Here is a 26,293-nt window from a genome sequence, read left to right as displayed (position 1 = left end):
ACGGTGAGCCCGGCGCCGCGAAGCGCCCTGGCCCTCTCCACCATTCTCCTACTGTATGCCATGCGGACTCCGTTCCGGACCTCAACGGTCCAACTTTTTGTCCGCAGTCCCCCCAACCGGAAAGCCTGTCCCGGAATGAGCCTCCAGAATGGGATGTACTTTCCGTATGCGGTCCTATCCGGAAAGTACATCCCATTCCAAGCCCAAATTCCGGGACGCACTTTCCGCTGAAGACCTCAACCGGAAACCGCATCCCGTTCTGGACTGTAATTTCGGGGCGCAGTTTCCGCCAGAAGTCTCAACCGGAAACCGCATCCCAGTTTTTGGCTGGCGGGCGGGATGTGCCTCCTCCAATGTTTCCAAATGAATACGCTGTGAGCCGAGGGCGACGGTTCTCCCCGCAAGCACTCTAGTATGCTAAAGTACCCAGAAGACCGGCGGAGCTATGCCGGTCTTTCGTTCTATATGAAACACAGCATGAGGAGGCTCACCAGATGACGGCCACACCGTGGGGATTCCGGGACATATTGCCCGAGGAGGCTCAGGCACGCGAGGAGATCGCGTATACGGTGAAGGGCTGCTTCAGGGAGCATCATTACCTTCCGGTCGAGACGCCGCTGCTCGAGGACAAGGGTTCGCTCGAGGAGGGCGGCCGCATTGCGGACACGCCGTTTAAGCTCTTTGATGACGACGGCCGCCTGCTGGTGGTCCGTCCCGACAACACGCTGCCGATCGTGCGCCTGGTTTCGACCCGTATGCGTGCGGCCGATCTGCCCCTGCGCCTTCGCTACGAGGCGCCGGTGGTTCGCGAGTGCCAGCGCAATGCCGGTGGCTCGCGTCAGTTTACGCAGCTGGGCTTTGAGCTTATCGGTGCGGGCGATACCGCGGGCGATGTAGAGATTGTTTCGCTGGTGGCCGAGGCCGTGCGTAAGCTGGCGCTTCCCGATGCTCGTATTATCGCAGGTAGCGTGCGTCCTTTTAAGGAGCTGCTCGCGGCGTGCGAGGATCGCGAGCTGGCAGCCGAGGCCCTGCGCTGCGTGCATGCCAACGACTTTGTGGGTCTCGATGCCCGCGTGGTTGCCAGCACCGAGTCTGATGCCGTCAAGGCCGCCATTAGCGAGCTGCCGCGCCTGCACGGTGGTGCCGAGGTGCTCGACCGCGTGGACGCGCTGTTGGAGGCCGCCGGTATCGCCGCGCCGCCGACGCTCGAGCTGCGTGCCCTGGTCGAGGGTTTGGCTCCCGAGGACGCCCAGGTGCTGTCGTTCGATTTCTCCATTATGAACTCTTTCGATTACTACACGGGCCTGGTCTTTAAGGCCTATGCCGGTGGCTTGCCCGATCCGGTCGGTTCGGGCGGACGCTACGACTCCATCTTTACCGGCGCATTTGGCGACGGCATCGAGGTGCCGGCGGCGGGCTTCGCCTTTTCGCTCGAGCGTTTGGAGGCCGCGCGTACCTCGGCAGAGGACACCGCTTCCGACGGCGATCACGCCGCGGGCCGTGGCGCCGAGGGTCCGCTGCGCATTGCCGTGCCCAAGGGCTCGCTTAAGGCAGACACGCTCGACGTGCTCGAGGCCGCGGGCCTGGACGTCTCTGAGTTGCGTGACCCCGGCCGTCACCTGATTGTGCGCGGTCGCGACACGCGTGCCGGTGAGGGCACGGTCGGCGATATCGAGTTTGTTATCGTGCGACCCAGCGATGCGCCCGCCTTTGTGGGCTGCGGTGGCGCCGATTGCGGCATCTGTGGCTGTGACTCGCTCATCGAGGCCGACCTCAACCTGCTGCAGCTGGTCGACTTGGGCTATGGCCTGTGCACCTTTATCGAGGCGGAGCCCGCGTGGCGCGCCGGTCAGGCCGAGCGCAACTATGCTCGCCGCGGGTCGCTTCGCGTGGCAACCAAGTATCCGCGCATCGCGAGTGCCTGGTATGCCGAGCGCGGTGTGAACGCCGATATCGTTTCGCTGCACGGCAACATCGAGCTGGGCCCCATCGTCGGCATGACCGATCGCATCGTGGATATTACCGCTACGGGTGCCACGCTGCGCGACAACGACCTGGTTATTACTGGTCGCATTATGGACTGCACGGCGCGCTTTTTTGTCAACCCGGGCGCCGCTCGCTTGGATCCTCGCGTACGTAATCTGGCAGATCGCTTGGCGGCGGCCGTTAAGGACAAGCATTTTGAGCCCGTTGCGGGCTCGGCACAATAGCGCGAGCACGCACGGGCGCCCCAACGTCTGGGCTGCGGGCCGATGGGCGCCGCCGCCCGGCCTCTCGTTTTTCGAACACAACCTCGACCGATAGGGGATACCGATATGAAGACCATCAAGCTTGCTCCTGGTGAGCGTCTCGTTACCAACCAGCTCAACCGTAAGGGCGTGCTGCCGCAAAACATCGTCGACGCCGCCCGCGATATCGTGGCCAACGTGCGCGCCAACGGCGATGCCGCGGTGCGCGACTACTGTCAGCGTTTTGACGGTGTAGAGCTGCAGAGCTTCCGTCTGCCGCAAGAACAGATCGATGCCGCGCTCGAGGGCCTCGATCCGGCCTTTGTCGCGGCGCTCGAGAAGGCTGCGCGCCAGATTCGCGAGTTCCACCAGCGCGAGGTCGAGCAGAGCTGGTTTACCACGCGTGCAGACGGCACCATGCTCGGCGTTAAGGTGACCCCGCTTGCGGCGGCCGGCATCTACGTGCCGGGCGGTCGCGCGCAGTATCCCTCCACGGTGCTCATGAATGCCATTCCCGCCAAGGTGGCCGGCGTCGAGCGCGTGGTCATGGTGACCCCGCCGCAAAAAGATGGCCTGATCAGTTCCTACACGCTCGCCGCGGCAAAGCTCGGCGGCGTGGACGAAATCTATATGGTGGGCGGCGCTCAGGCCGTGGCCGCGCTGGCATACGGTACCGAGACCATTCCGCGCGTCGACAAAATCACCGGTCCGGGCAATGCCTTTGTTGCCGCGGCCAAGCAGATTGTCTCGGGCGACGTGGGCATCGACATGGTCGCCGGCCCCTCCGAGGTCTGCGTGCTGGCAGATGCCACGGCCAAACCCATGGTGGTCGCGGCCGACCTGATGGCCCAGGCCGAGCACGATCCGCTAGCAGCCTGCTATCTGGTGACCTGCGACGAGCAGTTTGCGCGCGAGGTCGAGGCGGGTATCGACATTCTGGTGGCACAGTCCCCGCGCGCCGAGATCACGCGCGCCTCGCTCGACAACGAGGGCACCATCGTGGTGGCCGCCGATATGGCTGCTGCCGTCGAGGCGGTGAACACCGTGGCGCCCGAGCACCTGGAGCTTCACTGCAAGGATGCGATGGGCCTGCTCGGCGGCATTCGCAACGCCGGCGCCATCTTTGTGGGCGCTTGGAGCTCCGAGCCGCTTGGCGATTATGTTGCCGGCCCCAACCACACGCTGCCGACCGGCGGCACGGCCATGTTCTCCAACCCGCTTTCGGTCGAAGAATTCGTCAAGCGCTCGAGTGTCATTTGCTATACGCCCGAGGGCCTGCTCTCGGACGCTCCCGCGACGCAGCGCCTGGCCGAGGCCGAGGGCCTGTGGGCGCACGCGCTTTCCGCCGCGCTGCGTCGCCGTGTGCTGGAGCAGGGCGAGGGTGCCGTGAGTGCTGAGTCTCTGGCCGCGGCCGACCTGACCAAGGTCGCCTGGCCGGGCGACGCCGTGGCGACGGTCGCCGAGGGTGTGGACCTAGCGGCTGCAAGCGCGGATGGCGCTGGCGCGACCGGCGAGGAGGCCTAATATGGCCGAGCTGACGTCTCGCATGAAGGAGCTCGTCCAGCCGTACTTGGCTGGCATTGAGCCCTACGATCCCAACTTTACGCCCACGCGTATCAACCTTTCGGCCAACGAGAACACCTATCCCGTGCCGGCTGGCGTGCGCGAGGCGGTCGACGCCGCCCTGGCTGCCACGCCGCTCAACCGCTACCCCGACCCCATGTCCAACGATCTGCGCGACGAGCTTGCTGCCTGGCATGGTGTGGCGCGCGAGAATGTCTGCGTGGGCAACGGCGGCGACGAGCTGCTCTATAACTACCTGCTGGCGTTTGGCGGTGCGGGGCGGACCCTGCTCAACTGCCCGCCGTGTTTTAGCGAGTATGCGTTCTTTGCGTCGCTCTGCCAGACCGAGGTGCGCGACGTGTGGCGCGACCCGGCGACCTTTGAGCTCGACCAGACTGCCGTGCTCGCGGCGGCGCCCGAGTGCAACCTGGCAATCGTGACCTCGCCCAATAACCCCACGGGCGACGTGGCGCCGCTCGACTTTGTCGCGGCCCTGTGCGATGCGTGCCCTGGCGTGGTGATGGTCGACGAGGCCTACGTGGAGTTTGCCGATGATTCGTTTGGCGCGGCCACCACAGCGCAGGGACTTATCGCCGAGCATCCCAACCTGGTGATCCTGCATACGCTGTCTAAGGCGTTTGGCGCCGCCGGCACGCGTCTGGGCTATGTGATTGCGGCGCCCGAGGTCATCGACGTGTTCGCGGCGATTCGCCAGATCTATTCGGTCAACGTGCTGAGTCAGGCGGCGGCGCTTGCCTGCGTGCGCGCCCGCGATGCGTACGCGCCCGTGGTGGCACAGGTCGCATCCGAGCGCGAGCGCGAACTGTGTGCCCTGCGCGCAATGGCTGGCGGGGGTCTGCCCGTGGAGGCATGGCCGAGTGCGGCGAACTTTGTGCTCGTGCGCACGCCGCATGCTACGCGCGTGCGTGAGCGCCTGCGCGACGAGTATTCGATTTTGGTGCGCGACTTTAGCTACGCGCCGGGGCTTGCGGACTGTCTGCGCATTACCGTGGGCACCCCGCAGGAAAACGATGAGGTGCTGGCTGCGTTTGCCGCGCTGGTGAAGGAGGAGATGTAGATGAGCCGTTATGCCGAGGTGGTCCGCAAGACGGGGGAGACCGATATTGTCGTCAAACTCGACCTGGACGGATGCGGCGTGTGCGATATCTCGACCGGCGTGCCGTTTTTCGACCACATGCTCAACGCCTTTGGCCGCCATGGCCTGTTTGATTTGACGGTGCATGCAGTAGGCGACGTGGAGGTCGACGCGCACCATACCGTCGAGGACACGGGCATTGTGCTGGGTGAGGCGTTTTGCCAAGCGCTGGGCGACAAGGCGGGTATTACGCGCTTTGCAGACGCGGCGATTGCCATGGACGAGACGCTCGTGATGGCCGCCGTGGACATTTCGGGTCGCGGCCAGGCCTACTGCGATCTGCCCGTGCCGACCGAACGTGTGGGCAGCTTCGATACCGAGCTGGCCGTCGAGTTCTTCTATGCCTTTGCGCGCGATGCCAAGCTCACGCTGCACGTGCGCGAGCTCGCAGGCGGCAACTCGCATCACATTATCGAGGCCGCCTTTAAGGCCGTGGGCCGCACGATGCGCCACGCCTGCGAGCTCGATCCCCGCGTGCAGGGCATCCCCAGCACCAAGGGCTCGCTGTAACCTGCCAAAAAGGGACAGGTTTATTTTGGCAGGTTTTATCTGCGGAAATGCTGTCTCATACGGTGGGTGAACGTTTAACCGACCAAAATAAACCTGTCCCTTTTTGGCAGGTTTTGAATGGGAAAAAGGAGGGTCGCGTGGGCGAACCGAAGATCGTGGTGGTCGACTACCACAAGGGCAACTTGTCGAGCGTCGTGCGCGGGCTTGTGCGCGCCGGTGCCGCCGCCTGCACGTCGGACGATCCGGAGCAGATCCGCCGCGCCGACGGCCTGGTCATCCCGGGCGTGGGTGCGTTCTATGACGCGATCGCCTTTATGCGCCAGAGTGGCGAGGCGGACGCGGTGCTCGACGCCGTTGCCGCCGGAACTCCGCTGCTCGGCATCTGCCTGGGCCTTCAGCTATTTTTTGAGCGCGGCAACGAGGGCGTGCCTGCGGACGAGGGCGCCCTCGCCGACGGCAGCGCCCCCGAGCAGGCTGGCGGTCCCTGGGTCGATGGCCTGGGCATTATGCGCGGTTCGTGCACGCGCTTGGAGTCGAGCCGCCTGAAGGTGCCGCACGTGGGCTGGGACCAGGTGCACATGACGCCCGCCGGTGCGGCCGATCCGCTGCTTGCCGGTTTTGCCGAGGGTGCCAACATGTACTTCACCCACAGCTACGCGGTGGCTGACGACGCCGATGCCGCCGATGTGCTGGCGCGCACACACTATACGCGGAGCTTCCCGTGCATCGTGCGCCATGGCAACGTGTGGGGCTGCCAGTTCCATCCCGAGAAATCCTCCGCGCTGGGTCAGCGCATCCTTAAGAACTTCGTCAGCATCGTCGAGGAGGTTGGCCGATGATCCTGTTTCCCGCAATCGATCTGATCGGCGGCAAGGTCGTGCGCCTGGAGCGCGGTGACCGCAGCCGCTGCAAGGTATATTCCGACGATCCCGTGGCCGTTGCCCGCACGTTTGCCGAACAGGGCGCGAGCTGGGTGCACGTCGTCGACCTGTCCGCTGCCTTTGGCGAGGACGAGGGCGCACGCGCTGCCAACTCGGCGGCGATTAAGGCCATCTGCGGCGTCGACGGTCTGTCCGTGGACGTGGGCGGTGGCGTCCGCTCGCTTGCGCGCATCGACGAGTTGGCAGGCTACGGCGCATGCCGTATCGCGCTGGGCACCGTGCTGGTGACCGAGCCGGGTTTTGCCGAAGCGGCAGCCCAAGGCTTTGGCGAGTTACTGGTGGCAGACATCGCCGCGCGCGACGGTCAGGTCAAGGTGAACGGCTGGCGCGACGGCGCAGGTGTGGCGCTCGACGATGCCGTGGCGCAGCTTTCCGAGCTGGGCTTTAAGCATCTGGTGTATACCGACATCGCGCGCGATGGCATGCAGACGGGTATCGATGTGGCGGCGTATCGCCATGTGGCCGAGGTCGCGGGCTTTCCCGTCGTGGCTTCGGGCGGCATCTCGACGCTCGACGACATCCGCGCACTGGCCGCGGTGGGTGAGAGCGCGATTGAAGGCGCCATTACCGGCCGTGCGCTCTACGAGGGCAACTTTACGCTGGCCCAGGCGCTGGCCGCCGCCCGAGGGGAGGAGTAGCCCATGCTTACCAAGCGCGTAATTCCCTGTCTGGACGTCAAGGACGGCCGCGTGGTCAAGGGAGTTAACTTTGTGAGCTTGCGCGATGCGGGCGATCCGGTAGAACTGGCCCGCGCCTACGACCGCGAGGGTGCGGACGAGGCCGTCTTCCTGGACATTACTGCCACGAGCGACAACCGCGCGACGACCATCGAGATGGCGGCACATGCGGCCGAGGAGCTCGCCATTCCCTATACCGTGGGCGGCGGCTTTCGCGACCTGGCGGGCATGCGCACCATGGTTGCCGCCGGTGCCGACAAGGTGTCGCTCAACTCGGCGGCCGTGCGCGATCCGTCGCTGATTAGCCAGGCTGCCGCGGCGTTTGGCAGCCAGGCCGTGGTCGTGGCGATCGATGCCAAGCGCGTCGGCTTGCCCGGCGCATCCGGTGCCGACAAGTGGGAGGTCTTTACCGCAGGAGGTCGCAACGCCACGGGCATCGACGCGGTGGCGTGGGCCGAGGAGGCGGCTCGTCGCGGCGCCGGCGAGATCTTGCTCACCAGCATGGACCGCGACGGCACCAAGGCCGGCTTTGATTTGGCGCTCACCCGCGCCGTGGCCCGCGCGGTGCCAATCCCCGTCATCGCGAGCGGCGGCGTGGGCACGCTCGAACATTTTGCCGAGGGCGTGATCGAGGGCGAGGCCGACGCCGTGCTGGCGGCGAGCGTCTTTCACTTTGGAACCTTCAGCATTCGCCAGGTGAAGGAGTATATGGCCTCTCAGGGCATCCCTGTCAGGTTGGACTTCTAGCGCTGCGGCTTGCCCAGGCACCCGACCTTCCGGCTCCAACCCTCCTCGCGTACTTAAGTACGCGTCGTCGGGCTTGTCGCTCGGAATCTCGGGCACCTGGACAACCCTCGCCGACCTGCGAAGTTTGAATTTGGGGAGAGAAATGGAAGAGATAACCGATCCTTCAAAGCTTGCGTACGACGCCCGCGGGCTGATTCCTTGTGTGGTTCAGCAGTATGACACCGGCGAGGTGCTCATGGTTGCCTGGATGAACGAGGAGTCGGTGGGGCTGACGCTCGAGACCGGCACCACGTGGTTTTGGAGCCGCAGTCGCCAGGAGCTCTGGAACAAGGGCGCGACGAGCGGCAACATGCAGGAGGTTCGCGAACTCTGGGCCGACTGCGATAGCGATACGCTGCTGGTCAAGGTCGACTCGCCGGGTCCGGCCTGCCATACCGGCAACCGTACCTGCTTCTTTAAGAAACTCGCGTAGGGCGGGCGCTCGACCAGGCGCTTGGCCGACCAGAAAGGATTGAACCATGGGTGTGCGTACCGCAAACGTTCAGGATGGAAATATCGGCGAGACGCTAACGGGGCTGGCCGAGGTGATTCACGGTCGTCGCGATGCGTCGCCGCAGGAAAGCTATACCGCTCGACTGCTGACCGATGTGGAGGATGAGCTGCTCAAGAAGCTTGCCGAGGAGGCGAGCGAGGTGATCATGGCCTGCAAGGATAACGACCATGATCACATTCGCTACGAGGCTGGCGACCTGGTCTACCACCTGCTCGTGACGCTTGAGCGCTACGGCATTACCCTCGACGAGCTGGCCGGCGAACTCAACGCCCGCCGCCACTAGTCGTTAAAGAACGTCCCCGATGACCATAGAAGTTGCGGTGGAATAGTTCTTGTTTGACGGTCTTAGGGCTATAAATAGGAGCTATTTCACCGCAACTTATGAAGGGATGGCTAGGCGAGGGGCGTGGACTCCCATTCGCCGGTGGGGTGGGGCATGTCGAAGGTTCGGTAGCCGCAGTCGTAGGCATGGGCTTGGGCCTCGCGGATATTCCAGCAAATATCACAGGCGCGGTGCGCATCCGAGCCAAAGGTAATGGGCGCCTCAGCATGGGCAAAGCAGCGCAAAAGGCCGGTCGCGGGATAGTAGTCGTCGAGCCCCTTGCGCGGTGCGGCGGTCGAGACCTCAACGCGGCGGCCCGTATCGTGCGCACACTCGGCCATCTGCTGCCAAAACGGTGCGGGGTCAAAATCGGGCGCAAAGCCTTCCTTCGAAAAGCGCATGACCAGGTCGGGATGAGCCATCACATCAAAGTTGAGCGAGCTTTCGCAGGCGCGGCACCATTCATCGACGTAGCGCTCCCACACGCCGCGCACACCTAAGTTTTCCCAAACGTGCAGGTTGGTGTCGTCGTCGATCCAGCCGCAGCGTGAGTCGGGCGTATCGGGGCGTGCGACGCCCTCTGTCCCCGTCGTGCCCGCAGCGCCTGCCATGATATTGCCCGGGTTACCAATCCAATGCACGCTGCCCAGGCGTACGACGGCGCCCCGGGACCAGCGCTCAACCAAAGGCTCGCAGCCTTCGTACCAATCGCACTCAAAGCCATAGACAAGCTCGAGCTCCGGCGCAATCTGCGCGGCAAGCTTGCGGGCATCCTCAAAAGCCAGACGATGCGCCGGCAGGTCGCCCTCGACAACCTGCACCTCGCAGGTGGCATCCATGCTGGCAGGCAGGGTAAGGTGATCGGTCGAGACCATGGTGCGGCAACCGGCCGCAGCAGCGGCGCGGACGTTGTCTTCAAACGAGGCGTGTCCGTCCGAAAACGAGGTGTGAGTATGGCAATCGACCAGCGGGCAAGCAGGCATGGCGGCTCCTTTACGTCAAGCGAATCTGCTCCATTGTAACGGCGCGGCCCCCAGTGCGATGTGCGCGCCGTGGGCCGAAATCGACTGGAAAGGACGGGCAGCGCATAAGGGCGGGCTCGCGACATCGGCCTTGCTTCGAATCATGTACCTCAGCTTCCAAAACTGACAAAAAATGACATGTTTGGAGGCTGATGTACATGTTTGGCCGAGGCGGTGGAGTGTCGGTTCTTGCAGACAAGGAAAATCGCGCTCATCGCGCGCCGCCACACTTGCGCCGCTCGCGATGTGCTAGCGTTTGGGTGAATAAAACGAGCCCGTGCGGAAAGGAGCCGGACCGTATGCAACGTGGAACTACATCTCCGCTGTCCCGCGAGACCGATGCGCCCGAAACCATCGTCAAGCTGGAGTGCGACATCGACGACGCGTCGCCCGAGGTGCTCGCCTACGCCGCCGACCGCCTGCGCGAGGCCGGCGCGCGCGAGGTGCACTGGCTGCCCCTCTATTGCAAGAAAGGCCGTCCTGGCTGGCAGTTGCAGGTAATCTGCACCCACGAGGATATCGAGCGCCTGCAGACGATCATCTTTTTGGAAACCACGACCAATGGCATTCGCCGCCAGGTTATGGAGCGCGTTTGCCTGCCGCGCTACTTTGAGCGCGTAACGACGCCGTGGGGCGAGGTGTCCGTCAAGGTGGCCACCTTGCCCGACGGCAGTGAGCGTGCGGCGCCCGAGTACGAAGACTGCGCCCGCCTTGCCCGTGAGCACAATGTGCCGCTCCAACGCGTGATGCAGGCGGCCCAGAGCGCGGCACTGCGATTTGAATAACGCGGCTGGTGGCGACATTCCGCGCTCGGCCACGTCAACCCCACCCCGAAAGGACCTCCATGAAATACCTCATCGCTTCTGACATCCACGGCTCGGCATATTGGACCGAGCGCCTCTGCGCCGCCATCGAAGCCGAGCAGCCCGACCGCATCGTCCTGCTGGGCGACCTGCTTTATCACGGTCCGCGCAACGACCTGCCGCGCGACTACGCTCCCAAGCGCGTGATCCCGCTGCTCAACGCCCTGGCCGACCGCATTATCGCGGTGCGAGGCAACTGCGACGCCGAGGTTGACCAGATGGTTCTCGACTTTCCCGTCATGGCCGACTACGCCACACTGTTCGACGAGGTCGGCCGCGAGCTGTTCCTGACGCACGGCCACGTCTTTGGCGCCGGCATGCACAACAGCGTCGATCACGTGCCCGCGCTGCCCGAGGGCTCCGCGCTCGTCTACGGTCACACGCACGTCAAGGTCAACGAGGAAAGCACCGCACACCCGGGTCTGTGGCTCTTCAATCCCGGCAGCGTGAGCATCCCCAAGGACAGCACGCACAGCTATGGTATCTACGAGGGCGGCGCGTTCCGCCATGTGATCATGGAGGAGGACTAACCATGGCCGAGCACATGGCTCAGCAAAATGCCGAAGGTTCGCGCGACCTGTCCACGCTGGTCGATGCATCGGCCGAGTTACAACATCTGGTACAGACTATCTGGCGCCTGCGCCAGCCCGACGGCTGCCCGTGGGACCGCGAGCAGACGCACCAGAGCATTGGCAAGAACATGATCGAGGAGGCCTACGAGGCGCTCGACTGCATCGAGGCGGATGACGCGGCCCATCTTCGCGAGGAGCTGGGCGATGTGCTCATGCAGGTCGTGCTGCATGCGCAGATTGCGGCGGACGCCGGCGAGTTTACGCTGGCCGACGTGGCGCGCGATATCGACGCCAAGCTCATCCGTCGTCATCCGCACGTGTTTGGCGATGTGGATGCCGACAACTCCGACGAGGTGCTCAAGATTTGGGACGAGGTCAAGCTTGCCGAGAAGGCCGCCAAGGACCAGGCCGTGGCGGCGGGCGAGGCTGCGCCCGAGGGCCTGCTCGACGGCGTGCCCACGCATCTGCCGGCGCTGATGCAGGCTCAGAAGGTGTCGCGCAAGGCGGCTGCCGTGGGCTTTGAGTGGGAGACCGTCCAGGACGTGTGGGACGAGGTCGCCGAGGAACGTGCCGAGTTTGAGGCCGAGGAGCCTGGAACACCCGAGTGCGAGATGGAGTTTGGCGACCTGCTCTTTGCCCTGGTCAACGTTGCGCGCAAGGAGGGCATCGACGCCGAGAGCGCCCTTCGTGCCAGCACGGCCAAGTTCCGCCGCCGTTGGGCCGCGATGGAGCAGATGGCGGCCGATGCCCATGTTGATCTTGCCGAGCTTTCGACCCACGGGCTCAACGACCTGTGGGATGCCGCAAAGGCAGAGGAGTAGGACACGGTGTTGGTCGGCGGGGCGTAAGGGCGGCGTCCCGTTGACTTGCCCGTTGGCGACCACGCGCGCTCGAGTAATGGATTTGTCCTACGGCTCGTCCGGCTGGTCCGCCCGCGTGCTATAACTAAAGGACTTAGCGCAAACAAACCTCAACCGCACAAGGCGCACATGGATCAGATTTACGACAACAGGCACTATTCCGCCGGTTCGCGCGAACCGTCACCTCGCCGTGCGCATTCGGTGCAGCTTGGCGGGTCTGGTTATGCTGGCGCTGATCGCTCCAGGTATAGCTCGCCGGCGACTTCGCATCCCAATGCTCAGCCAAATAGTTCCTCGGACAGTCCGGTGCGCCCATCGCGTTCCAAGCATACGTCGCGCCCTTCGACCCAGGCGTCCGACAAGCCGCGCCGTCCCTCAAGCCGTCTTTCGGGTTCGGACTTTATGCACTACGCCAACGATAACGCGGTGGTCAAGGCAATCTATGATTTTACCCACGGTCCCCAGCGGGGGCTGTTTGTTGGCATTGTCGTCGCCCTGGCGCTCGTGAGCCTGTACTTCCCGGTGCGCGACCTGTATGTGGCAAAACGCTCGAGCGACATCTTGGCCAAGCAGGTCGAGATTCGCGAGCAATATAATGACGACCTGCAAAAAAGCGTCGACAAGCTGCTCTCGGAGGAGGGCATTAAGGACGCGGCGACCGAGGACCTGGGTCTGGTGATGCCCGGCGAGAAGAGGATTGAAGTGCAGGGCCTGGACGACGATTCCGATACCTCGTCAAGCCAGAAGTCGTCGAACGCCAAGAAGGCCAGCGAAGTTGCCAAGGAAATCGAAGAGGTCGGCAAGGACGCGCCGTGGTACATCCAGACGCTCGACATGCTGTTTGGATTTAACGGCGTCGAGGGCCAGACGGTCGTGTCCAATGGCGAGTAGCGCCCGGAGGGGGCCGCAATGACGAATTGCAAACGATATAAGGTGGCGGCGATTGACCTGGGAACGGTGTCGTCGCGACTGGTGCTGGCCCAGGTCGAGGACGGCGCGATCGTGGAATCGTCCAAGCATACCGAGATTACCGACTTGGGCGAGGGTGTGGACGCAACGGGGCGCTTTTGCGAGGCGGCCGTTGGGCGCGTGCTCGCTGCGTGCCGAATGTTTGTGGACGAGGCCCGTGCCTTTGGGGTCGCGTGCATCTGCACCACGTGCACGAGCGCCGCGCGCGATGCGTCCAATGCCGCGCTGCTGCTGGGCGGCCTGCGCGAGCTGGGGCTCGAGCCGCAGGTGATTCCGGGCGAGGTCGAGGCGCGCCTGACGTTTTTTGGCGTGGCGCACGACTTTACCGGCGAGCGCATCATTGTTACCGATTCGGGTGGCGGATCCACGGAGCTCGCGACGGGCGTCTATGCGCCGGAGCGTGGGGTCTTTGCGCTGGAGGGAACGCGCTCGCTGGACATCGGCTGTCGCCGCGTGACGGAGCGGTTTTTCTCGGCGCTGCCGCCAACGGGCAGCGAGCTTGCCGCCGCTGGCGCGTGGGCAAACGAGCAGTTTGCGGGCTACTTTAAGAGCTTGCCTGTCGACTTTGAGCGAGCCGAGCGCCTGGTCGCGGTGGGTGGCACCGTCACCACGCTCGTTGCGCTCGTTCACGAGCTGGAGCCGTATGATTCGAGTTTTGTGCACCTGCGCGAGCTTTCGCTGGACCAGGTTTCGGACGCTATCGAGCGCATGTCCTCGCTGGATGTCGCGGGCATCGCCGCGTTGCCAGGCGTGCAACCCAAGCGTGCGGGCGTGATCCTGGCTGGTGCTGTGGTGATTCGCGAGCTCATGCGAGCCGGCGGCTACGACGCGCTCACTGTAAGCGAGAACAGCCTGCTCGCCGGAATGGCCGCCACCATCAACGAGGTTCTCGACGGCGCGACCCCCACCATCGCCTGGACCCCCAGCCTCAGCGTCCTTTAACTATCCCCTCATAAGTTGCGGTGAAATAGTTCCTAAATGGGCTGATAAACTGCCAAAACAGGAACTATTCCACCGCAACTTCTTAGAGGCTTGACGGTGTCCAAAAGAAACGAGCCCGCATTCCAAAGGGACACGGGCTCGTAAACAATACGTGGTAGGGGCGGTGGGACTCGAACCCACAATCCTTGCGGCGAGAGATTTTAAGTCTCCTGCGTATGCCAATTCCGCCACGCCCCCGTAAGACTAGAAGTCTAGCACAAGCCGTCCGTTACGCGTTGACGGCCATCGAGTGTTGGCCCGACTTCTCGAGGAACTCTTGGAACTTTGCCTCGTCGCCCTTGTTTTGGTACTGCAGGGCCAGCAGGTACTCCAGTCGGCAGCGCTTGACCGGGTCGTTGCCGACATCCTCGAGCATGCGCTCCAGCTCGGGAATGTCGTTGTGGCGCTTGAGGATCATCGTGTCGTACATCAGCTGGCATTCGTGCGCGACTGCCTCGGCTTGGCCACCCTCAAAGCCCTTGATCTCGTGCAGCAGCTCCTTGGACTTTTTGCGGTCCTCCTGGCCAACGTAGTAGTTAAAGGCCTTGATCACTAGATCGACGCGCTGCATCTTGGGCAGGTTGAGCCCCAGCAGCAGGTCAAACATCTCGTCGGCGCGCTCGTGGTCCTCGCGCAGCAGATAGGAGTTCAGGCGCAGGTAGTCGCGGTTGTAGCGCGGGTACAGCATGCTGGTGAGTTTGCCGTCGAGCAAACGATCGAACTCGTCCCACTGTTTGGAGGCCATGAGCCGCTGCAGGCGTTTAAACGTGGTGCGTTTTTTGATGCTAAAGAGCAGCGACACGGCGATACAGATGACAACGACGACGGTCCAGAGTGTGCGGGAATCGGGCATATTGAGCTCCTCGGTCGCTCGTAAAACAAGCGGTATGACAAAACGTACTAGATGTATTATACGCAGCGTGCAAGCAAACTGGCACAAAAGTGCATCGAGGCCGAGCGCCATCGCTCGCTGCGGTACACTTACCTAAAGTAAACCATGAAGGGAGACATTACCTATGAAGAAGATCGTTTTGGCTTGCGGTGCTGGCGCTGCTACTTCCACGCTCGTTGCCCAGAAGGTCGCCACCATGCTCGACGCCAACGGTTACGCCGGCAAGTATGAGATCGTGCAGTGCGCCATTTCCGAGGCCAAGGACGCTTGCGACGAGGGCGCCGACCTGCTGATCGCCACCACCGTTGCCCCCGAGGGCCTCACCTGCCCGTACGTGAGCGGCGTGCCCTTTATGACCGGCATGAACCGCGTCGCTGCCGAGAAGGCCGTTCTCGACGTCATGGCTCAGTAGACGCTGCCTGTATGAACGAGCAGAACGCCGACCCGGTCGAGCTCTTTGGCATGCGCGTTGCCCATGTGGGCATTAACGCCACCGACCCGGCAGACGCCCTGGAGATCGCGGAGCTGTTCTCGACGATGATGGGCCTGCCCGTCAGCGAGACCCCGATTTCGTACTTTAACGACTCGCTGGTCGAGATCATGAAGCAGAACGGTCGTGGCGCCAAGGGCCACATAGGCTTTGCCGTCAACGACATCGATGCTGCCGAGAAGTGGTTTGCCGAGCACGGGCTCGAGGTCAACGAGGAGTCGCGCGTGCTGCTGCCCGACGGCGGCACCAAGCTTGTGTACTTTAAGCGCGAGTTCGCCGGCTTCGCCGTGCACCTGTGTCGCGAGTAGCGCACAATCCGCTATAACGAAAAAAGGGATAGGGCCGCATGGCCCTATCCCTTTTTTATGCCGAGGGGGCTTCCTACCGTGGCAGGCGAATCGTAAAGCGGCTACCGACGCCTTCGACCGAGGTCACGCCAATGGCGCCGCCATGGCTATCGACAATCCACTTAGCAATGGCAAGCCCCAGGCCCGAGCCCTGCGCGCCGGCATCGCGTGCGTTGTCGGCGCGGTAGAACCGTTCAAACGCGTGAGCTGCGGACTCCTGGTTCATACCGATACCCTCGTCCTCAACACTTATGTCGATCGTGCCCGTGCCCGTATCGGGAGTTATGGCAAACGTGACGGTCGTTCCCGCGTTCGAATACTTGGCGGCGTTCTGCACGATCACGCGCAGAGCCTGCTTCACAAGCGCCACGTCGACAGGTGCGTCGCAGCGCGGATCGTTGGCAAATGCAGCGTCAAAAGCCAGCCGATACGTGTGCGCGGCGTCGATCATCTGCGACTCCTCGCACACCTCGCCGACCAGTGCGGCCAGGTTGGTATGCGCACGCCGCAGGACCGTGCGCCCGGCATCGCCGCGTGCCAAAAACAGCAGCTGCTCCACGAGCTCCTGCATATGCTCGCTTTCGGCCTTGAGGGACGCGATGGATTCCGCCAGCACGTCCGGGTCGTCTTTGCCCCAGCGGTCGAGCATGTTTACGTAGCCCTGAATCACCGCGATGGGCGTGCGCAGCTCGTGGCTTGCATCGTTGACAAAGCGCATCTGCTGCAGCTTGGCCTCTTGCATCTGGCGCAGCAGCCGGTTGAGCGCGACCTCGATGCTTGCCAGGTCGGCGTCGCCGGTGGTGACGCTTGGCGAGTCGACACTCGCGCGCTCGATGGCCTGCTCCAGTGTTTCCATCTTGCCGCCGGAGAGTTGCGTGCGGCCGAGTTCGTCCACGCGCAGGGCCAAGTCGTTGAGCGGTGCCATGGTGCGACGCACGTGCCTCGCGCCGCCGAGCATGTTGAGCACGCTGATGACCTGCCAGCTTGCAACGATGATGTAGAGAGGCCATAGCGCGACGAGGTCCTGCGCGAGGGGAAAAGTCTTGGTGGTACGCGCAAGTTCGACGGTATAGGTGAGCGTTGTCAGGTCCCAGCCGCGCGCGGGCGTCAGTGACATGCCGTGAACGGTGGCGCCGGGGATCCATCCCGCGGTAAACGCGCCCTCGGGCAGCGTCTGGTTGTATCCATAGACGAGGATCGCCGCCGCAATCACCATCAGCAGCAGATCGAGCCAGACGTAGCTCATCAGGCGGCGCCATATATAGCTCCAGTTGATGGCGCGGGCGATGGAGGTGACACGCTTGGCCTCGGCGTTACGCACGGCAGGCATAGCCCACCCCGCGTACGGTCTGGATGATGCGGGCGCCGCCGGCGTCCTCGATCTTGGCACGCAGGTGCGCGATGTGCACGTCGACGTTGTTGGTGTCGCCCACGTATTCGTAGCCCAGCGCCTCGTGCGCGATGCGCTCGCGCGTGAGCACGGTGCCGGCATGTGCCATAAGCAGGGCGAGAACGTCGAACTCGCGGGCCGTGAGCGCGATGGGCGAGCCGCCGACCGTGACTTCGCGGCGGTCGGGGTCGAGCACGACCGAGCCCACGGTGAGCGCGGCGGGGGAGGGCGCGACGGAAGCCTTGGTCGACTCGCTGACCGGGGGCACCGCAGCGGCGTCGCCGCCCGCGCCGCCCGCCATGCCCGCCCCAGCGCCGGCGCCACCAACGCCCGAAGCCGCCCGCACGGCCTCCGCGCGCTTCAGCGCCACGCGAATCCGTGCGAACAGCTCCTCAATCGCAAACGGCTTGGTCAGGTAATCGTCGGCGCCGGCATCGAGCCCGGCCACCTTGTCCATCACGGCATCGCGCGCGGTAACCATAATCACCGGCACATCCTTGTGCTTGCGGACACGCCGCAGGACCTCCATGCCGTTGAGCTGCGGCAACAGCACATCGAGCAGAATCAGATCGTAGTCGCGCTCCAGCGCCAGGTCCACGGCGGTGCGGCCGTCGGCGGCGTGCTCCACCTGGTAGCCCTCGTGCTCCAGCTCGAGCGTCACAAAGCGGGCGATTTTCTCCTCGTCCTCTACGATCAGGATCTGTGTCATGCGTGTTCCCGTCTGCGATTACTTGTCGTCGTTCAGGTTTTGCTTGATGTCGTCCGCGGCGTCGGCGGCGCGATTCATAAGGTTGTTGATGCTGCCGGGCACGTCGCCGTCGCTATCGATGCGGTAGCGCATGCCAAAGAACAGGCCAATCAGCATGAGCCATATCGTGGCGCCCCAGGCAAACAGGGCGACGATGGGGATCAGGATGGGGATGTTGAGGATGATGGCGTCGCGGCGCGTGGCGATAAACTTGGTGTCCAGGCTCAGGCGGAAGAGCTTTTTGAGGTACTCCCACACGCTGTCCATCTTCTTGGAAAAGTCAGTCTTTTCGCTCGACTTCTCGTAGGCTGCCTGCGCGGCGACCATCTCGGCCGAGGGTTCATCGACCGGCTCGGATTCGGTGGCGGCGTGCGCCGATGTGGCCTGGGTCTTGCCTTGCGACTCGAGCCAAATGATGGCGTCCAAAACGTTGCCATCGGCGGCGTCGAGCGCGGCCTTGGCATCGGTGTAGCTCACGTTGCACTTGGTGCGGATGGTTTCAACTTTTTCGAGGTCGTCCATGACCTGTCCTTTCGTTCGATGGGCGCGACGCCGGGCGATCTGCCCGGGCGCGAGCGTTGCGTTCGGCGGTCTGCGTTGCGCGGCGCCGCCCCGCCCTTGGTCGAACTTTATAGTGCAGGTTATAGATTAAGCGATTCTTGAGCCAAGATTAATGTTGGATGAGTTTTTGGGTGCTGTGGGGAAGGAAGAGGTGCCCTTCTGGGTAGCTAGCAGCGAGGTCTAATACTTTTCCGAGAAGTGAACGAGCTAAAACGGACCCCCGAAGCATCGACACTTTAGAGGTGCCGTTTCCTGCGGTTTCGATGCTGAAATCCTGCGATTTTGCCGACGAAAAATGTGGATGCTTCAGGGGTCCAAAAACAGACGTTCACTTCGCGGAAAAGTATTAGACCTCGATAGCGGGGGATGGAGTGCCGGTGCAAAACGGTGTTAAGGGTTGGTCGAGCAGGTGGTTTCTCCATTGATGTCCGCACGGCATGTGACACTTACCCTGCCGCCCTGCTCTGCCGCGGCGGCATGTACCCAAACAACGGCCCTCTAAGGAGTCCGATATTGATGAGCGATAACACCAAGCATCTCGCAAAGAAGTGCGTTAAGGACGCGGGGCCGTGCCTCGCGCTGTGCGTGGTCGGCGCAGCGGTCGCGCTGTTGGCTGTTCTGGGACCATTCGACGCGCTCCGAAGTGCCGGTTCTCTGCACGTTTGCATGGCCCTTGCCGGCGCCATAATGACCGGCGGCGTGCTCGATCTGATTTTTTGGGTGCTTGATCCGTTTGGATGGAAGAGCGAGGGGTAAGCCCTAAGGGATGGAAGGGCTGGAACGATTGGCTTAGTGATCGTGCAGAATGCGGCCTAGCGACTTGCAGGGAAGTGGTAATCCGATGACGGTCTATGTGACGGGCGATATTCACGGCGGCCTCGACATGCAAAAGCTGCGCGACTGGGATCTTGGGGATAGTCTGACGAGCGATGACTATCTGATTGTCGCCGGCGACTTTGGCTTTCCGTGGGATTTTTCTGCCGAGGAATGCATCGATATCGCCTGGCTGGAATCGCGTCCCTATACCGTGCTGTTCGTCGACGGCAATCACGAGCGTTTCGATCACTGGGCGGAGCGTCCCATGGAGCTGTGGCACGGTGGGCTAACGCAACGCCTGTCGGATACCTCTCCCATACGGCGCCTGACGCGCGGCGAGGTTTTTGAGCTCGACGGCTCAACGATCTTTACCATGGGCGGCGCCACGAGCGTGGATAAGGAATACCGCATTCCCTATTCCAGCTGGTGGCCACAGGAGCTGCCGGACGAGCGCAACTTTGAGGAGGCGCGGACAAAGCTCGACAGCGTGGGCTGGAAGGTTGACTACGTGGTCACCCACACATGCTCTACGCGCATGCTTTCGCCCACGCTCTATCCGGGGCCTGGCTGGAATTACCCCGCCGTTGATCGGCTTACGGCATTTTTCGATGAGCTGGAAGACCGCTTGGACTACAAGCGCTGGTACTACGGGCATTTTCATCGGGATGCCAACCCTGCCGAGCGCCATACCGTGCTCTACGACTGCATCGTTCGCTTGGGCGACGAACTCCAGCCCTGGGACGTTGCGTAGGGGCGAGGTATTTGGCTACTCGGCCGTTACAGCGATGTTCTCGCGGTGCGCGCGGATGACATTCCAGCTAAAGTGCTCGATCAGCTGCTCGGCAGAGCGCGGCGTGGTGTCCGGCGCGATGCCCGTTTGCCCGGCGAGCCAGCCCAGCAGTGCCTCGGGCGTGCCAAAGCGTGCGCGTAGCTCGCCCAGGTCCAGATCGCGGTCGCGCTTGGAAAGGCGGCGGCCGTCCGGCGACATGAGCAGCGGAATGTGCGCGTAGTGCGGCGTGGGAAGCCCCAGCAGATGTTGCAGGTAGATTTGGCGGGGCGTAGAGCCCAGCAGGTCGCATCCGCGCACGACCTCGGTGACGCCCATGGCAGCGTCGTCGACCACCACGGCTAGCTGGTAGGCAAAAACGCCGTCGCTGCGGCGCACCAAAAAGTCACCGCACTCGGTGGCGAGTGCCTCGCATTGGGCTCCGTACGTGCGGTCAACGAATTCGATCACGTCGCCGGCGAGGTCGTCGACGGCGGGCACGCGCAGGCGCGTGGCGGGAGCGCGCAGGGCACTGCGGCGGGCAACCTCCTCGGCAGAAAGGCCTCGACAGGCGCCGCGGTAGATGGGCGTGCCGTCGCTGGCATGCGGCGCGCTCGCGGCGTGGAGTTCGGCACGCGTACAAAAGCAGGGATAGGTGAGGTCGGCGTCATTCAGCCGGCGCAAGGCGCTTTCGTACAGGTCCAGACGATCGTGCTGGTAGTAGGGGCCTTCGTCCCACTCAAGCCCTAGCCAGGCCAGGTCGTCAATCAATTGAGCGGCAAGTTCCGGGCGCTTGCAGCGATCGTCCAGATCCTCGATGCGCAACACGATGCTGCCGCCCTGGCTGCGGGCCGAAAGCCACGCACACAGGCAACTGAACACGTTGCCCAGGTGCATGCGGCCCGAGGGCGATGGGGCAAAGCGGCCCACGACGGGCGTGAGGGCGGGGGCGAGCTTGCTGTTGGACGCCGCCGACGTGGCCACGGCGTGTGTTGCTATGTTGCATGCGTTGATATCCATGCGGACGAGTATAGCGCGGGGTGAGGTGGGGGGCGTCGTCGATGCTCGCGAGTTGCCGAGGCTGCGTGTTGTGCGCGGCGGGCACCGACTCAACACCTCGATTACCGCCCCAAGCTCAGCCCCTTTAACCCCTCAAACAACAGAAACCCCGGCAGCTCTTCGCAACTGCCGGGGTTTCCGCGGAAAAGGGGGACATGATCCTCGAGCGAACGGCAAAGGGGCAAACCAGTTTCGCTCAACTGCTTTATGCCCCTCGGCTGGCGGCTCAATCAGCGCGTGCCGCGCCCACACAAAGCTGCTACACCTGTGACGGAGCTGTGAAGTGGTATCTATTGCTGGCGCGGGCCATGCCAAGGGCGTCCCTCATGACTAGTCATTTAAGAACGTCCCCAATGACTACCCAATGATTAGCTGCTGGCGGCAGGCATGACTTTCATCCCGTTTGGCGCTCCGGTCGCCTAGATGTTCGTCATGTGTACCCGCAAACGTGGGACAATGGCGCTGTTGGTTTTACAGACAAAGGATGTGCCTATGAACGCCCCCGTTGCCAATGCTTGTCGGCAGCGCTGCCTGCTTGCGCGATTTGCTTCCATTTGCGCACTCGTCGCGTGCGTGCTGCTGCTGTTGCCCGCCGTTGCACGTGCCGACGGGTATTCCATGACCCAAACCTATATCGGTGCCACGGTTGAAGCCGATGGGTCGCTGACCGTTGTCGAGGGACGCCAGTTTGATTTCGACGACGACATCAACGGCGTGTATTGGGATATCAATACGGGCACCAACCAGCAGGGTGGTACGGCGGGTGTCGATGTGCTGAGCGTCGAGGAAGATGATGCCGCGTTTAGCAGGGTTGACTATGCAAACAAAGGCGACAACGGCGTCTATACGGTTGAGCAGTCCGACGGCGGCGTAAAGATCAAGGTGTTCAGCCCCCACGAGAGTGGCGACAGCGCGATCTATTACGTGAGCTACACCATGACCGGTGCGGTTATGAACTGGTCCGATACCGCCGAGCTTTACTGGAAGTTTGTGGGCGACGGCTGGTCTGCGGACTCCGATGACGTCGAGATGGAAGTTTACTTCGCAAATGCCGCTGCCGGAACGGCGGCCGTCAAGGGCGATAACTTCCGTGCATGGGGCCACGGTCCGCTCACGGGCGACGTGTCGCTCGACGCGGACGAGCCCATGGTCACCTATACCATACCCTGCGTGCATCAGGGTGAATTCGCCGAGGCGCGCATCGCCTTCCCCAGCGATTGGGTGCCGCAGCTCGCCGCCTCGGGCAAGGAACGCATGTCGACAATTCTGAGCGAGGAGAAGGCGTGGGCCGAGGAGGCCAACGCCCGCCGCGCTCACGCCCGCATGATCGCCAATGCACTTGCCGTGGTTAGCGTTGTCGCGGCGGTTGCCTTTACCGGCACAATCGTCGTGCTCAAGTTGCGCAAGCGCAAGCCCAAACCGCTGTTCCAGGACGAATACTTCCGCGACGTGCCCTCGGCCGACCATCCCGCCGTGCTTTCGGCCCTCATGAGCTGGAACGAGGTGCCCGATCGGGCATATATCGCCACGCTCATGAAGCTCACCGACGATCGCGTGATCAAGTTAGAGGAGGCAATCGCGACCAAGGGCAAGAAGGGCCTGCTCCGTCGCGAAAAAGAGGAGCAGACGTATCGTGTGACGGTGAGCGATGCGGGCTGGAAGTCGGCCAAGGGCATTGACCGCATGGTGCTCAAGGTCTTCTTTGCCGGTGCTAAGCCCGACGAGAACGGCGATCGCTCGCGCACGTTTGACGAGCTGCAACACTATGTTAAGCAGCACGCTACGCCCGTGGGCGACAAGCTCAAGGACTATCAGAGCACCGTTAAGGGCAAACTGGCCGATAGCGAGTACGTTGCCTCGGACGGCATTGTCGCAATGGTGTTTTGCCTGGTTCTTGGTACTCTGATCGCCTTTGTTCCCGTGGGATCCATCTTCTTTACCGACGGCGCACAGGTGAACATTGTCGCCGCGGTTATCTCGGTGCCGATTGTGCTGGTGGGTATTGGCGTGGGCCTTACGTTCCGCCGCCTTACGCCGGAGGGCGCCGAGGTGGCGGCTCGCTGCAAGGCGCTCAAGCATTGGCTCGAGGACTTCACGCGTCTAAAGGAAGCCGTCCCCGGCGATCTGGTGCTGTGGAATAAACTTCTGGTGATGGGTGCGGCGCTGGGCGTTTCCAAGGAAGTTCTGCGTCAGCTTGCCGAGGCCGTGCCGCCCGAGGTGCGCGAGGCCGACGGCTTCTACGACAATTACCCCTGCTACTGGTGGTACTACCATCACTACGGAAACCAGTCTCCGCTCGATTCGTTCGATGGCGTGTATCACGAGAGCATCCGTGAGCTGGCTTCGAGTTCCGATAGCTCGAGCGGCGGCGGCGGTGGTGGCTTCTCGGGCGGCGGGGGCGGCGGCGTCGGCGGAGGCGGCGGCGGAACGTTCTAGCGGTCCTAAATTATGGGATGGGCTTTTCTCGGCAGCCGTCGGGGAAAGCCCATCCCCTTTTTATGCGCCAAAATGCGCCGATCTTTTACTTTTGCCCACCGCTATTTGCAGAATCCTCTATAGGGTGATGCCAGCGAGGGTTTCAGCGACTCTTTTGTTCAAGACTGTCCCCGGCGACTAGTCATTTAAGAACGTCCCCAACGACTAGGTGTGGTTGCTGCCAAGGAGTGTCCCGGGGCGCCGGCACAAAGGGGACGTCCCTAACTGCCGGTTTTAGGCTGTCAGGTCGAGTTCGTAGAGGAAGCTTTCGCGCGGCATGTCGTGGCGGCGCTCTTCGCGGTTGGCGCGGTGCGTGGCCGTGCGCTTAAAGCCGTGCAGCTCGTAGAACTTCCACGAGCAGTTGGAGTCGGTATACAGGTGCGCTCTCGACGCTCCGCGCGAGGACAGGTACGAGACCGCGGCATCGAGCAGAACCGAGCCAACGCCCAGGCCGTGGACATCGCGATCCACGGCAAGCAACGTGACTTCGTTGTCATGCGGCAGCGGGCTGCTCTCGAGCAGGCGGTTGTTGGTCCGAATGGTGGCGCGCACAAACGAGAGATACTCGGCACAGGCATCGGGCTCCAGCTCACGCATCTGCGACAGCAATGCGCGTTCGGTATCCATCCAATGCTCCTTAACGGTGGCGCCGCTGCTTTGCCCCGCACGTGCGAGTGCAATGCCGCGCGCCTGGCCGTCGATTACGGCGACCTGCGAAAACGTCGATGATGAAAGGCAATAGGCGAGGTCGCACGCGGCCTCAAGGCGGTTGTACTCTTCGTTATCCGAATTGTTATGCCAAAGCTGCTGCAAGATCAGCGCGATGGCGTCGAAGTCTTCGGTATCAAACGGTCGGTAGAGAACCCGCGAGACCATAGTGCCTCTTTCTATTGCGGATGCATATCGAGCACAGTTCTACCATGCCATTGGCATCTAATTATGGTGCCCCTGTGTTCCATCAACTCACCGTGCCTAGTGGCGCTCCTGCAACCCCCGCTCGCAAGCTTTTTCTGCACATGCGCCCGTTACGGGGTGCATCGATGCGCTCGATGCGCTACATTGAATCAGTATTTTCAATGCCGCTGCGCGAGCGCTGCAGATCGACGTATCACCGACTCACAGAGCACGGCGGCGTACCAGACAGGAGGACTGCATGGGATCTGATGTGAAGATCGCACGTGCGTTGATCTCGGTTACCGATAAGACGGGCGTCGTCGATTTCGCACGGACGCTGGTTGACGACTTTGGCGTCGAGATCATCTCTACGGGCGGCACGGCTCGTGCCATCGAGGACGCGGGCGTTCCCGTAACCCCCATCGAGGAGTTCACGGGCTATCCCGAGATGATGGACGGCCGCGTCAAGACGCTGCATCCCAAGGTTCACGGCGCGCTGCTGGCTCGCCGCGATTCCGAGCAGCACATGCAGGAGGCAGCTCAGCACGGCATTAAGCTGATCGACCTGGTCGTCGTCAACCTGTACGAGTTCGAGAAGACCGTCGCCAACCCCGAGGTCACCTTCGCGGATGCCATCGAGCACATCGATATCGGTGGCCCCTCCATGCTTCGCTCTGCCGCCAAGAACGCCGCGAGCGTTACCGTCATCTCCGACCCGGCCGACTATGATGCCGTCCTGGCCGAGATGCGCGAGACCGGTGGCTGCACCACGCTTTCCACCCGTCGTCGCCTGCAGGTGAAGGTCTACCAGACCACCGCCGCCTACGACACGGCTATCTCCCGTTGGCTTGCTGCCCAGGCAAGCGACGTGGCGGACACCTCTGCCAAACTCGAGGTCTCGCTGGAGAAGGTCGACGACCTGCGCTATGGCGAGAATCCTCAGCAGAAGGCTACGGTCTACCGCTTTGCCGATGGCTGCGAGAACTCCGCGAGCTCGCAGTTCCCGCTCGTGGGCTCCGAGCAGATTCAGGGCAAGCCGCTCAGCTACAACAACTATTTGGACGCCGATGCCGCTTGGAACCTGGTTCGCGAGTTCGACGAGCCTGCCTGCGTGATCCTCAAACATCAGAACCCCTGCGGCTCCGCCGTTGCCGAGGACATCACGGCTGCCTACGACCGCGCCTTTGCCTGCGATCCCAAGAGCGCTTTCGGCGGCATCATCGCCTGCAACCGCGAGGTTCCCTTTGAGCTGGTTGAGCACTTTGCCGATCAGAACAAGCAGTTCGTCGAGGTCATCATCGCCCCGAGCTACACCGCCGAGGCGCTCGAGCGCATGGCCAAGCGCCCCAACCTGCGCGTGCTGGCTACCGGCGGCGTGGACCACGGCGCCAAGGTGGAGCTGCGCTCCATCGACGGCGGCATGCTGGTGCAGGAGGTCGACCACGTGATCGAGGATCCCGCGACCTTTACGTTCCCCACCGACCGCAAGCCCACCGATGCCGAGATGGCCGAGCTTGAGTTTGCCTGGAAGGTCTGCAAGGGCGTCAAGTCCAACGCCATCCTGGTCTCCAAGGGTAAGGCCGGCATTGGCATGGGCCCGGGCCAGCCCAACCGCGTTGACTCCGCACTGCTTGCCTGCGAGCGCGCCGAGGACTTCTGCGAGCGCGAGGGCGTGGAGAAGGGCGGCTTTGCCTGCGCAAGCGACGCGTTCTTCCCGTTCCGCGACAACGTCGACGTGCTTGCTGAGCACGGCGTGACCTGCATCATCCAGCCCGGCGGCTCCAAGCGCGACGACGAGAGCATTCAGGCCTGCAACGAGCATGGCATCGCAATGGTCTTCACGGGCGCCCGCCACTTCCGCCACTAATGATCGTTACGCGGTTTTACCAAA

The 26,293-nt window shown here is 63.0% G+C and carries 27 protein-coding genes and 1 tRNA gene; 20 read left to right on the top strand and 8 right to left on the bottom strand.

Annotated features, from left to right (window positions below; all coding sequences use genetic code 11):
* Nucleotides 1-494: 494 nt before the first annotated feature.
* From hisG to hisE, 9 genes are all read left to right on the top strand, one after another.
* On the top strand, nucleotides 495-2,210 hold the full coding sequence (gene hisG / locus ACTM82_RS00740) for an ATP phosphoribosyltransferase (RefSeq protein WP_441054211.1): 1,716 nt from the start codon (nucleotides 495-497) through the stop codon (nucleotides 2,208-2,210).
* A 105-nt stretch (nucleotides 2,211-2,315) separates the two neighbouring features.
* Complete coding sequence (hisD, locus tag ACTM82_RS00735) at nucleotides 2,316-3,752, top strand: histidinol dehydrogenase (RefSeq protein ID WP_441054209.1); 1,437 nt, start codon at nucleotides 2,316-2,318, stop codon at nucleotides 3,750-3,752.
* 1 nt (nucleotide 3,753) lies between these two features.
* Complete coding sequence (hisC, locus tag ACTM82_RS00730) at nucleotides 3,754-4,869, top strand: histidinol-phosphate transaminase (protein ID WP_441054207.1); 1,116 nt, start codon at nucleotides 3,754-3,756, stop codon at nucleotides 4,867-4,869.
* Nucleotides 4,870-5,457 (top strand): imidazoleglycerol-phosphate dehydratase HisB, encoded by a 588-nt coding sequence (hisB, locus tag ACTM82_RS00725; protein ID WP_441054205.1) that lies wholly within the window; start codon nucleotides 4,870-4,872, stop codon nucleotides 5,455-5,457.
* 137 nt (nucleotides 5,458-5,594) lie between these two features.
* A complete protein-coding gene (locus ACTM82_RS00720) occupies nucleotides 5,595-6,296 on the top strand; it encodes an imidazole glycerol phosphate synthase subunit HisH (RefSeq protein WP_441054203.1) in 702 nt (233 codons plus the stop codon).
* Nucleotides 6,293-7,036, top strand: coding sequence for a HisA/HisF-related TIM barrel protein (locus tag ACTM82_RS00715; protein WP_441054201.1), 744 nt, complete (start codon nucleotides 6,293-6,295; stop codon nucleotides 7,034-7,036). Before ACTM82_RS00720 ends, ACTM82_RS00715 begins: the two co-directional genes overlap by 4 nt.
* A 3-nt stretch (nucleotides 7,037-7,039) precedes the next feature.
* Complete coding sequence (hisF, locus tag ACTM82_RS00710; RefSeq protein WP_441054199.1) at nucleotides 7,040-7,822, top strand: imidazole glycerol phosphate synthase subunit HisF; 783 nt, start codon at nucleotides 7,040-7,042, stop codon at nucleotides 7,820-7,822.
* A gap of 142 nt (nucleotides 7,823-7,964) precedes the next feature.
* Nucleotides 7,965-8,294, top strand: coding sequence for a phosphoribosyl-AMP cyclohydrolase (gene hisI, locus ACTM82_RS00705; RefSeq protein ID WP_427728483.1), 330 nt, complete (start codon nucleotides 7,965-7,967; stop codon nucleotides 8,292-8,294).
* 46 nt (nucleotides 8,295-8,340) lie between these two features.
* The gene (gene hisE / locus ACTM82_RS00700) at nucleotides 8,341-8,658 is read left to right on the top strand and encodes a phosphoribosyl-ATP diphosphatase (RefSeq protein WP_006235893.1); all 318 of its coding nucleotides are present in this window, start codon (nucleotides 8,341-8,343) and stop codon (nucleotides 8,656-8,658) included.
* A gap of 110 nt (nucleotides 8,659-8,768) precedes the next feature.
* Here the strand turns inward: hisE and ACTM82_RS00695 are convergent, their stop codons facing one another.
* Nucleotides 8,769-9,680, bottom strand: coding sequence for a PHP domain-containing protein (locus ACTM82_RS00695; RefSeq protein ID WP_427728486.1), 912 nt, complete (start codon nucleotides 9,678-9,680; stop codon nucleotides 8,769-8,771).
* A gap of 338 nt (nucleotides 9,681-10,018) precedes the next feature.
* Here ACTM82_RS00695 and larC point away from each other — a divergent pair, with 338 nt between their 5' ends.
* The 5 genes from larC (at nucleotide 10,019) to ACTM82_RS00670 (ending at nucleotide 13,925) form a co-directional block, all read left to right on the top strand.
* Nucleotides 10,019-10,504 (top strand): nickel insertion protein, encoded by a 486-nt coding sequence (gene larC / locus ACTM82_RS00690; protein WP_441054196.1) that lies wholly within the window; start codon nucleotides 10,019-10,021, stop codon nucleotides 10,502-10,504.
* Nucleotides 10,505-10,563: 59 nt separating this feature from the next.
* The gene (yfcE, locus tag ACTM82_RS00685) at nucleotides 10,564-11,112 is read left to right on the top strand and encodes a phosphodiesterase (protein WP_441054194.1); all 549 of its coding nucleotides are present in this window, start codon (nucleotides 10,564-10,566) and stop codon (nucleotides 11,110-11,112) included.
* A 2-nt stretch (nucleotides 11,113-11,114) separates the two neighbouring features.
* A complete protein-coding gene (gene mazG / locus ACTM82_RS00680; RefSeq protein WP_441054192.1) occupies nucleotides 11,115-11,975 on the top strand; it encodes a nucleoside triphosphate pyrophosphohydrolase in 861 nt (286 codons plus the stop codon).
* A gap of 168 nt (nucleotides 11,976-12,143) precedes the next feature.
* A complete protein-coding gene (locus tag ACTM82_RS00675; protein WP_441054190.1) occupies nucleotides 12,144-12,905 on the top strand; it encodes a hypothetical protein in 762 nt (253 codons plus the stop codon).
* A gap of 18 nt (nucleotides 12,906-12,923) precedes the next feature.
* Nucleotides 12,924-13,925, top strand: a complete 1,002-nt coding sequence (locus ACTM82_RS00670; protein ID WP_441054188.1) for a Ppx/GppA phosphatase family protein — start codon at nucleotides 12,924-12,926, stop codon at nucleotides 13,923-13,925.
* Nucleotides 13,926-14,077: 152 nt separating this feature from the next.
* Here the strand turns inward: ACTM82_RS00670 and ACTM82_RS00665 are convergent.
* Nucleotides 14,078-14,162, bottom strand: a tRNA-Leu gene (locus tag ACTM82_RS00665).
* A gap of 31 nt (nucleotides 14,163-14,193) precedes the next feature.
* Nucleotides 14,194-14,817 (bottom strand): hypothetical protein, encoded by a 624-nt coding sequence (locus ACTM82_RS00660; protein WP_441054186.1) that lies wholly within the window; start codon nucleotides 14,815-14,817, stop codon nucleotides 14,194-14,196.
* 163 nt (nucleotides 14,818-14,980) lie between these two features.
* On the opposite strand from ACTM82_RS00660, the gene ACTM82_RS00655 reads away from it, so the two are divergent.
* Together ACTM82_RS00655 and ACTM82_RS00650 are read left to right on the top strand one after the other, a co-directional pair.
* Complete coding sequence (locus tag ACTM82_RS00655) at nucleotides 14,981-15,268, top strand: PTS sugar transporter subunit IIB (protein WP_055252380.1); 288 nt, start codon at nucleotides 14,981-14,983, stop codon at nucleotides 15,266-15,268.
* A gap of 11 nt (nucleotides 15,269-15,279) precedes the next feature.
* Nucleotides 15,280-15,654 (top strand): VOC family protein, encoded by a 375-nt coding sequence (locus ACTM82_RS00650; RefSeq protein WP_441054184.1) that lies wholly within the window; start codon nucleotides 15,280-15,282, stop codon nucleotides 15,652-15,654.
* Nucleotides 15,655-15,727: 73 nt separating this feature from the next.
* On the opposite strand, the gene ACTM82_RS00645 is transcribed toward ACTM82_RS00650, so the two are convergent.
* Genes ACTM82_RS00645 through ACTM82_RS00635 form a run of 3 tightly spaced genes read right to left on the bottom strand, consistent with a single transcriptional unit; the run spans nucleotide 15,728 to nucleotide 18,353 of the window.
* On the bottom strand, nucleotides 15,728-17,023 hold the full coding sequence (locus ACTM82_RS00645; RefSeq protein WP_441054182.1) for a sensor histidine kinase: 1,296 nt from the start codon (nucleotides 17,021-17,023) through the stop codon (nucleotides 15,728-15,730).
* Nucleotides 17,007-17,792: a response regulator transcription factor gene (locus ACTM82_RS00640; protein ID WP_441054181.1), complete on the bottom strand. Its 786-nt coding sequence runs from the start codon at nucleotides 17,790-17,792 to the stop codon at nucleotides 17,007-17,009. The genes ACTM82_RS00645 and ACTM82_RS00640 overlap by 17 nt, the downstream gene beginning before the upstream one ends.
* Nucleotides 17,793-17,810: 18 nt before the next feature.
* Complete coding sequence (locus ACTM82_RS00635) at nucleotides 17,811-18,353, bottom strand: DUF4342 domain-containing protein (RefSeq protein WP_441054179.1); 543 nt, start codon at nucleotides 18,351-18,353, stop codon at nucleotides 17,811-17,813.
* A gap of 555 nt (nucleotides 18,354-18,908) precedes the next feature.
* On the opposite strand from ACTM82_RS00635, the gene ACTM82_RS00630 reads away from it, so the two are divergent.
* Both ACTM82_RS00630 and ACTM82_RS00625 read left to right on the top strand, forming a co-directional pair.
* A complete protein-coding gene (locus ACTM82_RS00630; RefSeq protein ID WP_441054177.1) occupies nucleotides 18,909-19,148 on the top strand; it encodes a hypothetical protein in 240 nt (79 codons plus the stop codon).
* A gap of 85 nt (nucleotides 19,149-19,233) precedes the next feature.
* The gene (locus tag ACTM82_RS00625) at nucleotides 19,234-19,959 is read left to right on the top strand and encodes a metallophosphoesterase (protein WP_441054175.1); all 726 of its coding nucleotides are present in this window, start codon (nucleotides 19,234-19,236) and stop codon (nucleotides 19,957-19,959) included.
* 15 nt (nucleotides 19,960-19,974) lie between these two features.
* Here ACTM82_RS00625 and gluQRS read toward each other — a convergent pair whose 3' ends face one another.
* Nucleotides 19,975-20,994 (bottom strand): tRNA glutamyl-Q(34) synthetase GluQRS, encoded by a 1,020-nt coding sequence (gluQRS, locus tag ACTM82_RS00620; RefSeq protein ID WP_441054173.1) that lies wholly within the window; start codon nucleotides 20,992-20,994, stop codon nucleotides 19,975-19,977.
* Between the two features lie 531 nt (nucleotides 20,995-21,525).
* Between gluQRS and ACTM82_RS00615 the strand changes: the two genes are divergently transcribed.
* On the top strand, nucleotides 21,526-23,469 hold the full coding sequence (locus ACTM82_RS00615) for a DUF2207 family protein (RefSeq protein ID WP_441054171.1): 1,944 nt from the start codon (nucleotides 21,526-21,528) through the stop codon (nucleotides 23,467-23,469).
* Between the two features lie 273 nt (nucleotides 23,470-23,742).
* Here ACTM82_RS00615 and ACTM82_RS00610 read toward each other — a convergent pair whose 3' ends face one another.
* On the bottom strand, nucleotides 23,743-24,384 hold the full coding sequence (locus tag ACTM82_RS00610) for a GNAT family N-acetyltransferase (protein ID WP_154515062.1): 642 nt from the start codon (nucleotides 24,382-24,384) through the stop codon (nucleotides 23,743-23,745).
* A 277-nt stretch (nucleotides 24,385-24,661) separates the two neighbouring features.
* Here ACTM82_RS00610 and purH point away from each other — a divergent pair, with 277 nt between their 5' ends.
* Nucleotides 24,662-26,269: a bifunctional phosphoribosylaminoimidazolecarboxamide formyltransferase/IMP cyclohydrolase gene (purH, locus tag ACTM82_RS00605; RefSeq protein ID WP_427794233.1), complete on the top strand. Its 1,608-nt coding sequence runs from the start codon at nucleotides 24,662-24,664 to the stop codon at nucleotides 26,267-26,269.
* Nucleotides 26,270-26,293: the final 24 nt, after the last annotated feature.

The organism is Collinsella sp. HCP3S3_E5 (assembly GCF_052067635.1).
Lineage (GTDB): Bacteria > Actinomycetota > Coriobacteriia > Coriobacteriales > Coriobacteriaceae > Collinsella.
Note: the sequence above shows the minus strand (reverse complement) of the source record. Positions and strands in the feature narration are given on the sequence as shown.

What these genes read in the sequence shown, in the direction of transcription:
- hisI (WP_427728483.1), top strand. Translation starts at nt 7,965, where the DNA reads ATGGAAGAGATAACCGATCCTTCAAAGCTTGCGTACGACGCCCGCGGG.
- ACTM82_RS00625 (WP_441054175.1), top strand. Translation starts at nt 19,234, where the DNA reads ATGACGGTCTATGTGACGGGCGATATTCACGGCGGCCTCGACATGCAA.
- ACTM82_RS00630 (WP_441054177.1), top strand. Translation starts at nt 18,909, where the DNA reads ATGAGCGATAACACCAAGCATCTCGCAAAGAAGTGCGTTAAGGACGCG.
- ACTM82_RS00715 (WP_441054201.1), top strand. Translation starts at nt 6,293, where the DNA reads ATGATCCTGTTTCCCGCAATCGATCTGATCGGCGGCAAGGTCGTGCGC.
- ACTM82_RS00645 (WP_441054182.1), bottom strand. Translation starts at nt 17,023, where the DNA reads ATGCCTGCCGTGCGTAACGCCGAGGCCAAGCGTGTCACCTCCATCGCC.
- hisG (WP_441054211.1), top strand. Translation starts at nt 495, where the DNA reads ATGACGGCCACACCGTGGGGATTCCGGGACATATTGCCCGAGGAGGCT.
- ACTM82_RS00650 (WP_441054184.1), top strand. Translation starts at nt 15,280, where the DNA reads ATGAACGAGCAGAACGCCGACCCGGTCGAGCTCTTTGGCATGCGCGTT.
- hisE (WP_006235893.1), top strand. Translation starts at nt 8,341, where the DNA reads ATGGGTGTGCGTACCGCAAACGTTCAGGATGGAAATATCGGCGAGACG.
- hisB (WP_441054205.1), top strand. Translation starts at nt 4,870, where the DNA reads ATGAGCCGTTATGCCGAGGTGGTCCGCAAGACGGGGGAGACCGATATT.
- hisC (WP_441054207.1), top strand. Translation starts at nt 3,754, where the DNA reads ATGGCCGAGCTGACGTCTCGCATGAAGGAGCTCGTCCAGCCGTACTTG.
- ACTM82_RS00655 (WP_055252380.1), top strand. Translation starts at nt 14,981, where the DNA reads ATGAAGAAGATCGTTTTGGCTTGCGGTGCTGGCGCTGCTACTTCCACG.
- ACTM82_RS00675 (WP_441054190.1), top strand. Translation starts at nt 12,144, where the DNA reads ATGGATCAGATTTACGACAACAGGCACTATTCCGCCGGTTCGCGCGAA.
- purH (WP_427794233.1), top strand. Translation starts at nt 24,662, where the DNA reads ATGGGATCTGATGTGAAGATCGCACGTGCGTTGATCTCGGTTACCGAT.
- hisF (WP_441054199.1), top strand. Translation starts at nt 7,040, where the DNA reads ATGCTTACCAAGCGCGTAATTCCCTGTCTGGACGTCAAGGACGGCCGC.
- ACTM82_RS00660 (WP_441054186.1), bottom strand. Translation starts at nt 14,817, where the DNA reads ATGCCCGATTCCCGCACACTCTGGACCGTCGTCGTTGTCATCTGTATC.
- mazG (WP_441054192.1), top strand. Translation starts at nt 11,115, where the DNA reads ATGGCCGAGCACATGGCTCAGCAAAATGCCGAAGGTTCGCGCGACCTG.
- ACTM82_RS00640 (WP_441054181.1), bottom strand. Translation starts at nt 17,792, where the DNA reads ATGACACAGATCCTGATCGTAGAGGACGAGGAGAAAATCGCCCGCTTT.
- larC (WP_441054196.1), top strand. Translation starts at nt 10,019, where the DNA reads ATGCAACGTGGAACTACATCTCCGCTGTCCCGCGAGACCGATGCGCCC.
- hisD (WP_441054209.1), top strand. Translation starts at nt 2,316, where the DNA reads ATGAAGACCATCAAGCTTGCTCCTGGTGAGCGTCTCGTTACCAACCAG.
- ACTM82_RS00670 (WP_441054188.1), top strand. Translation starts at nt 12,924, where the DNA reads ATGACGAATTGCAAACGATATAAGGTGGCGGCGATTGACCTGGGAACG.
- ACTM82_RS00635 (WP_441054179.1), bottom strand. Translation starts at nt 18,353, where the DNA reads ATGGACGACCTCGAAAAAGTTGAAACCATCCGCACCAAGTGCAACGTG.
- ACTM82_RS00610 (WP_154515062.1), bottom strand. Translation starts at nt 24,384, where the DNA reads ATGGTCTCGCGGGTTCTCTACCGACCGTTTGATACCGAAGACTTCGAC.
- ACTM82_RS00695 (WP_427728486.1), bottom strand. Translation starts at nt 9,680, where the DNA reads ATGCCTGCTTGCCCGCTGGTCGATTGCCATACTCACACCTCGTTTTCG.
- gluQRS (WP_441054173.1), bottom strand. Translation starts at nt 20,994, where the DNA reads ATGGATATCAACGCATGCAACATAGCAACACACGCCGTGGCCACGTCG.
- ACTM82_RS00615 (WP_441054171.1), top strand. Translation starts at nt 21,526, where the DNA reads ATGAACGCCCCCGTTGCCAATGCTTGTCGGCAGCGCTGCCTGCTTGCG.
- yfcE (WP_441054194.1), top strand. Translation starts at nt 10,564, where the DNA reads ATGAAATACCTCATCGCTTCTGACATCCACGGCTCGGCATATTGGACC.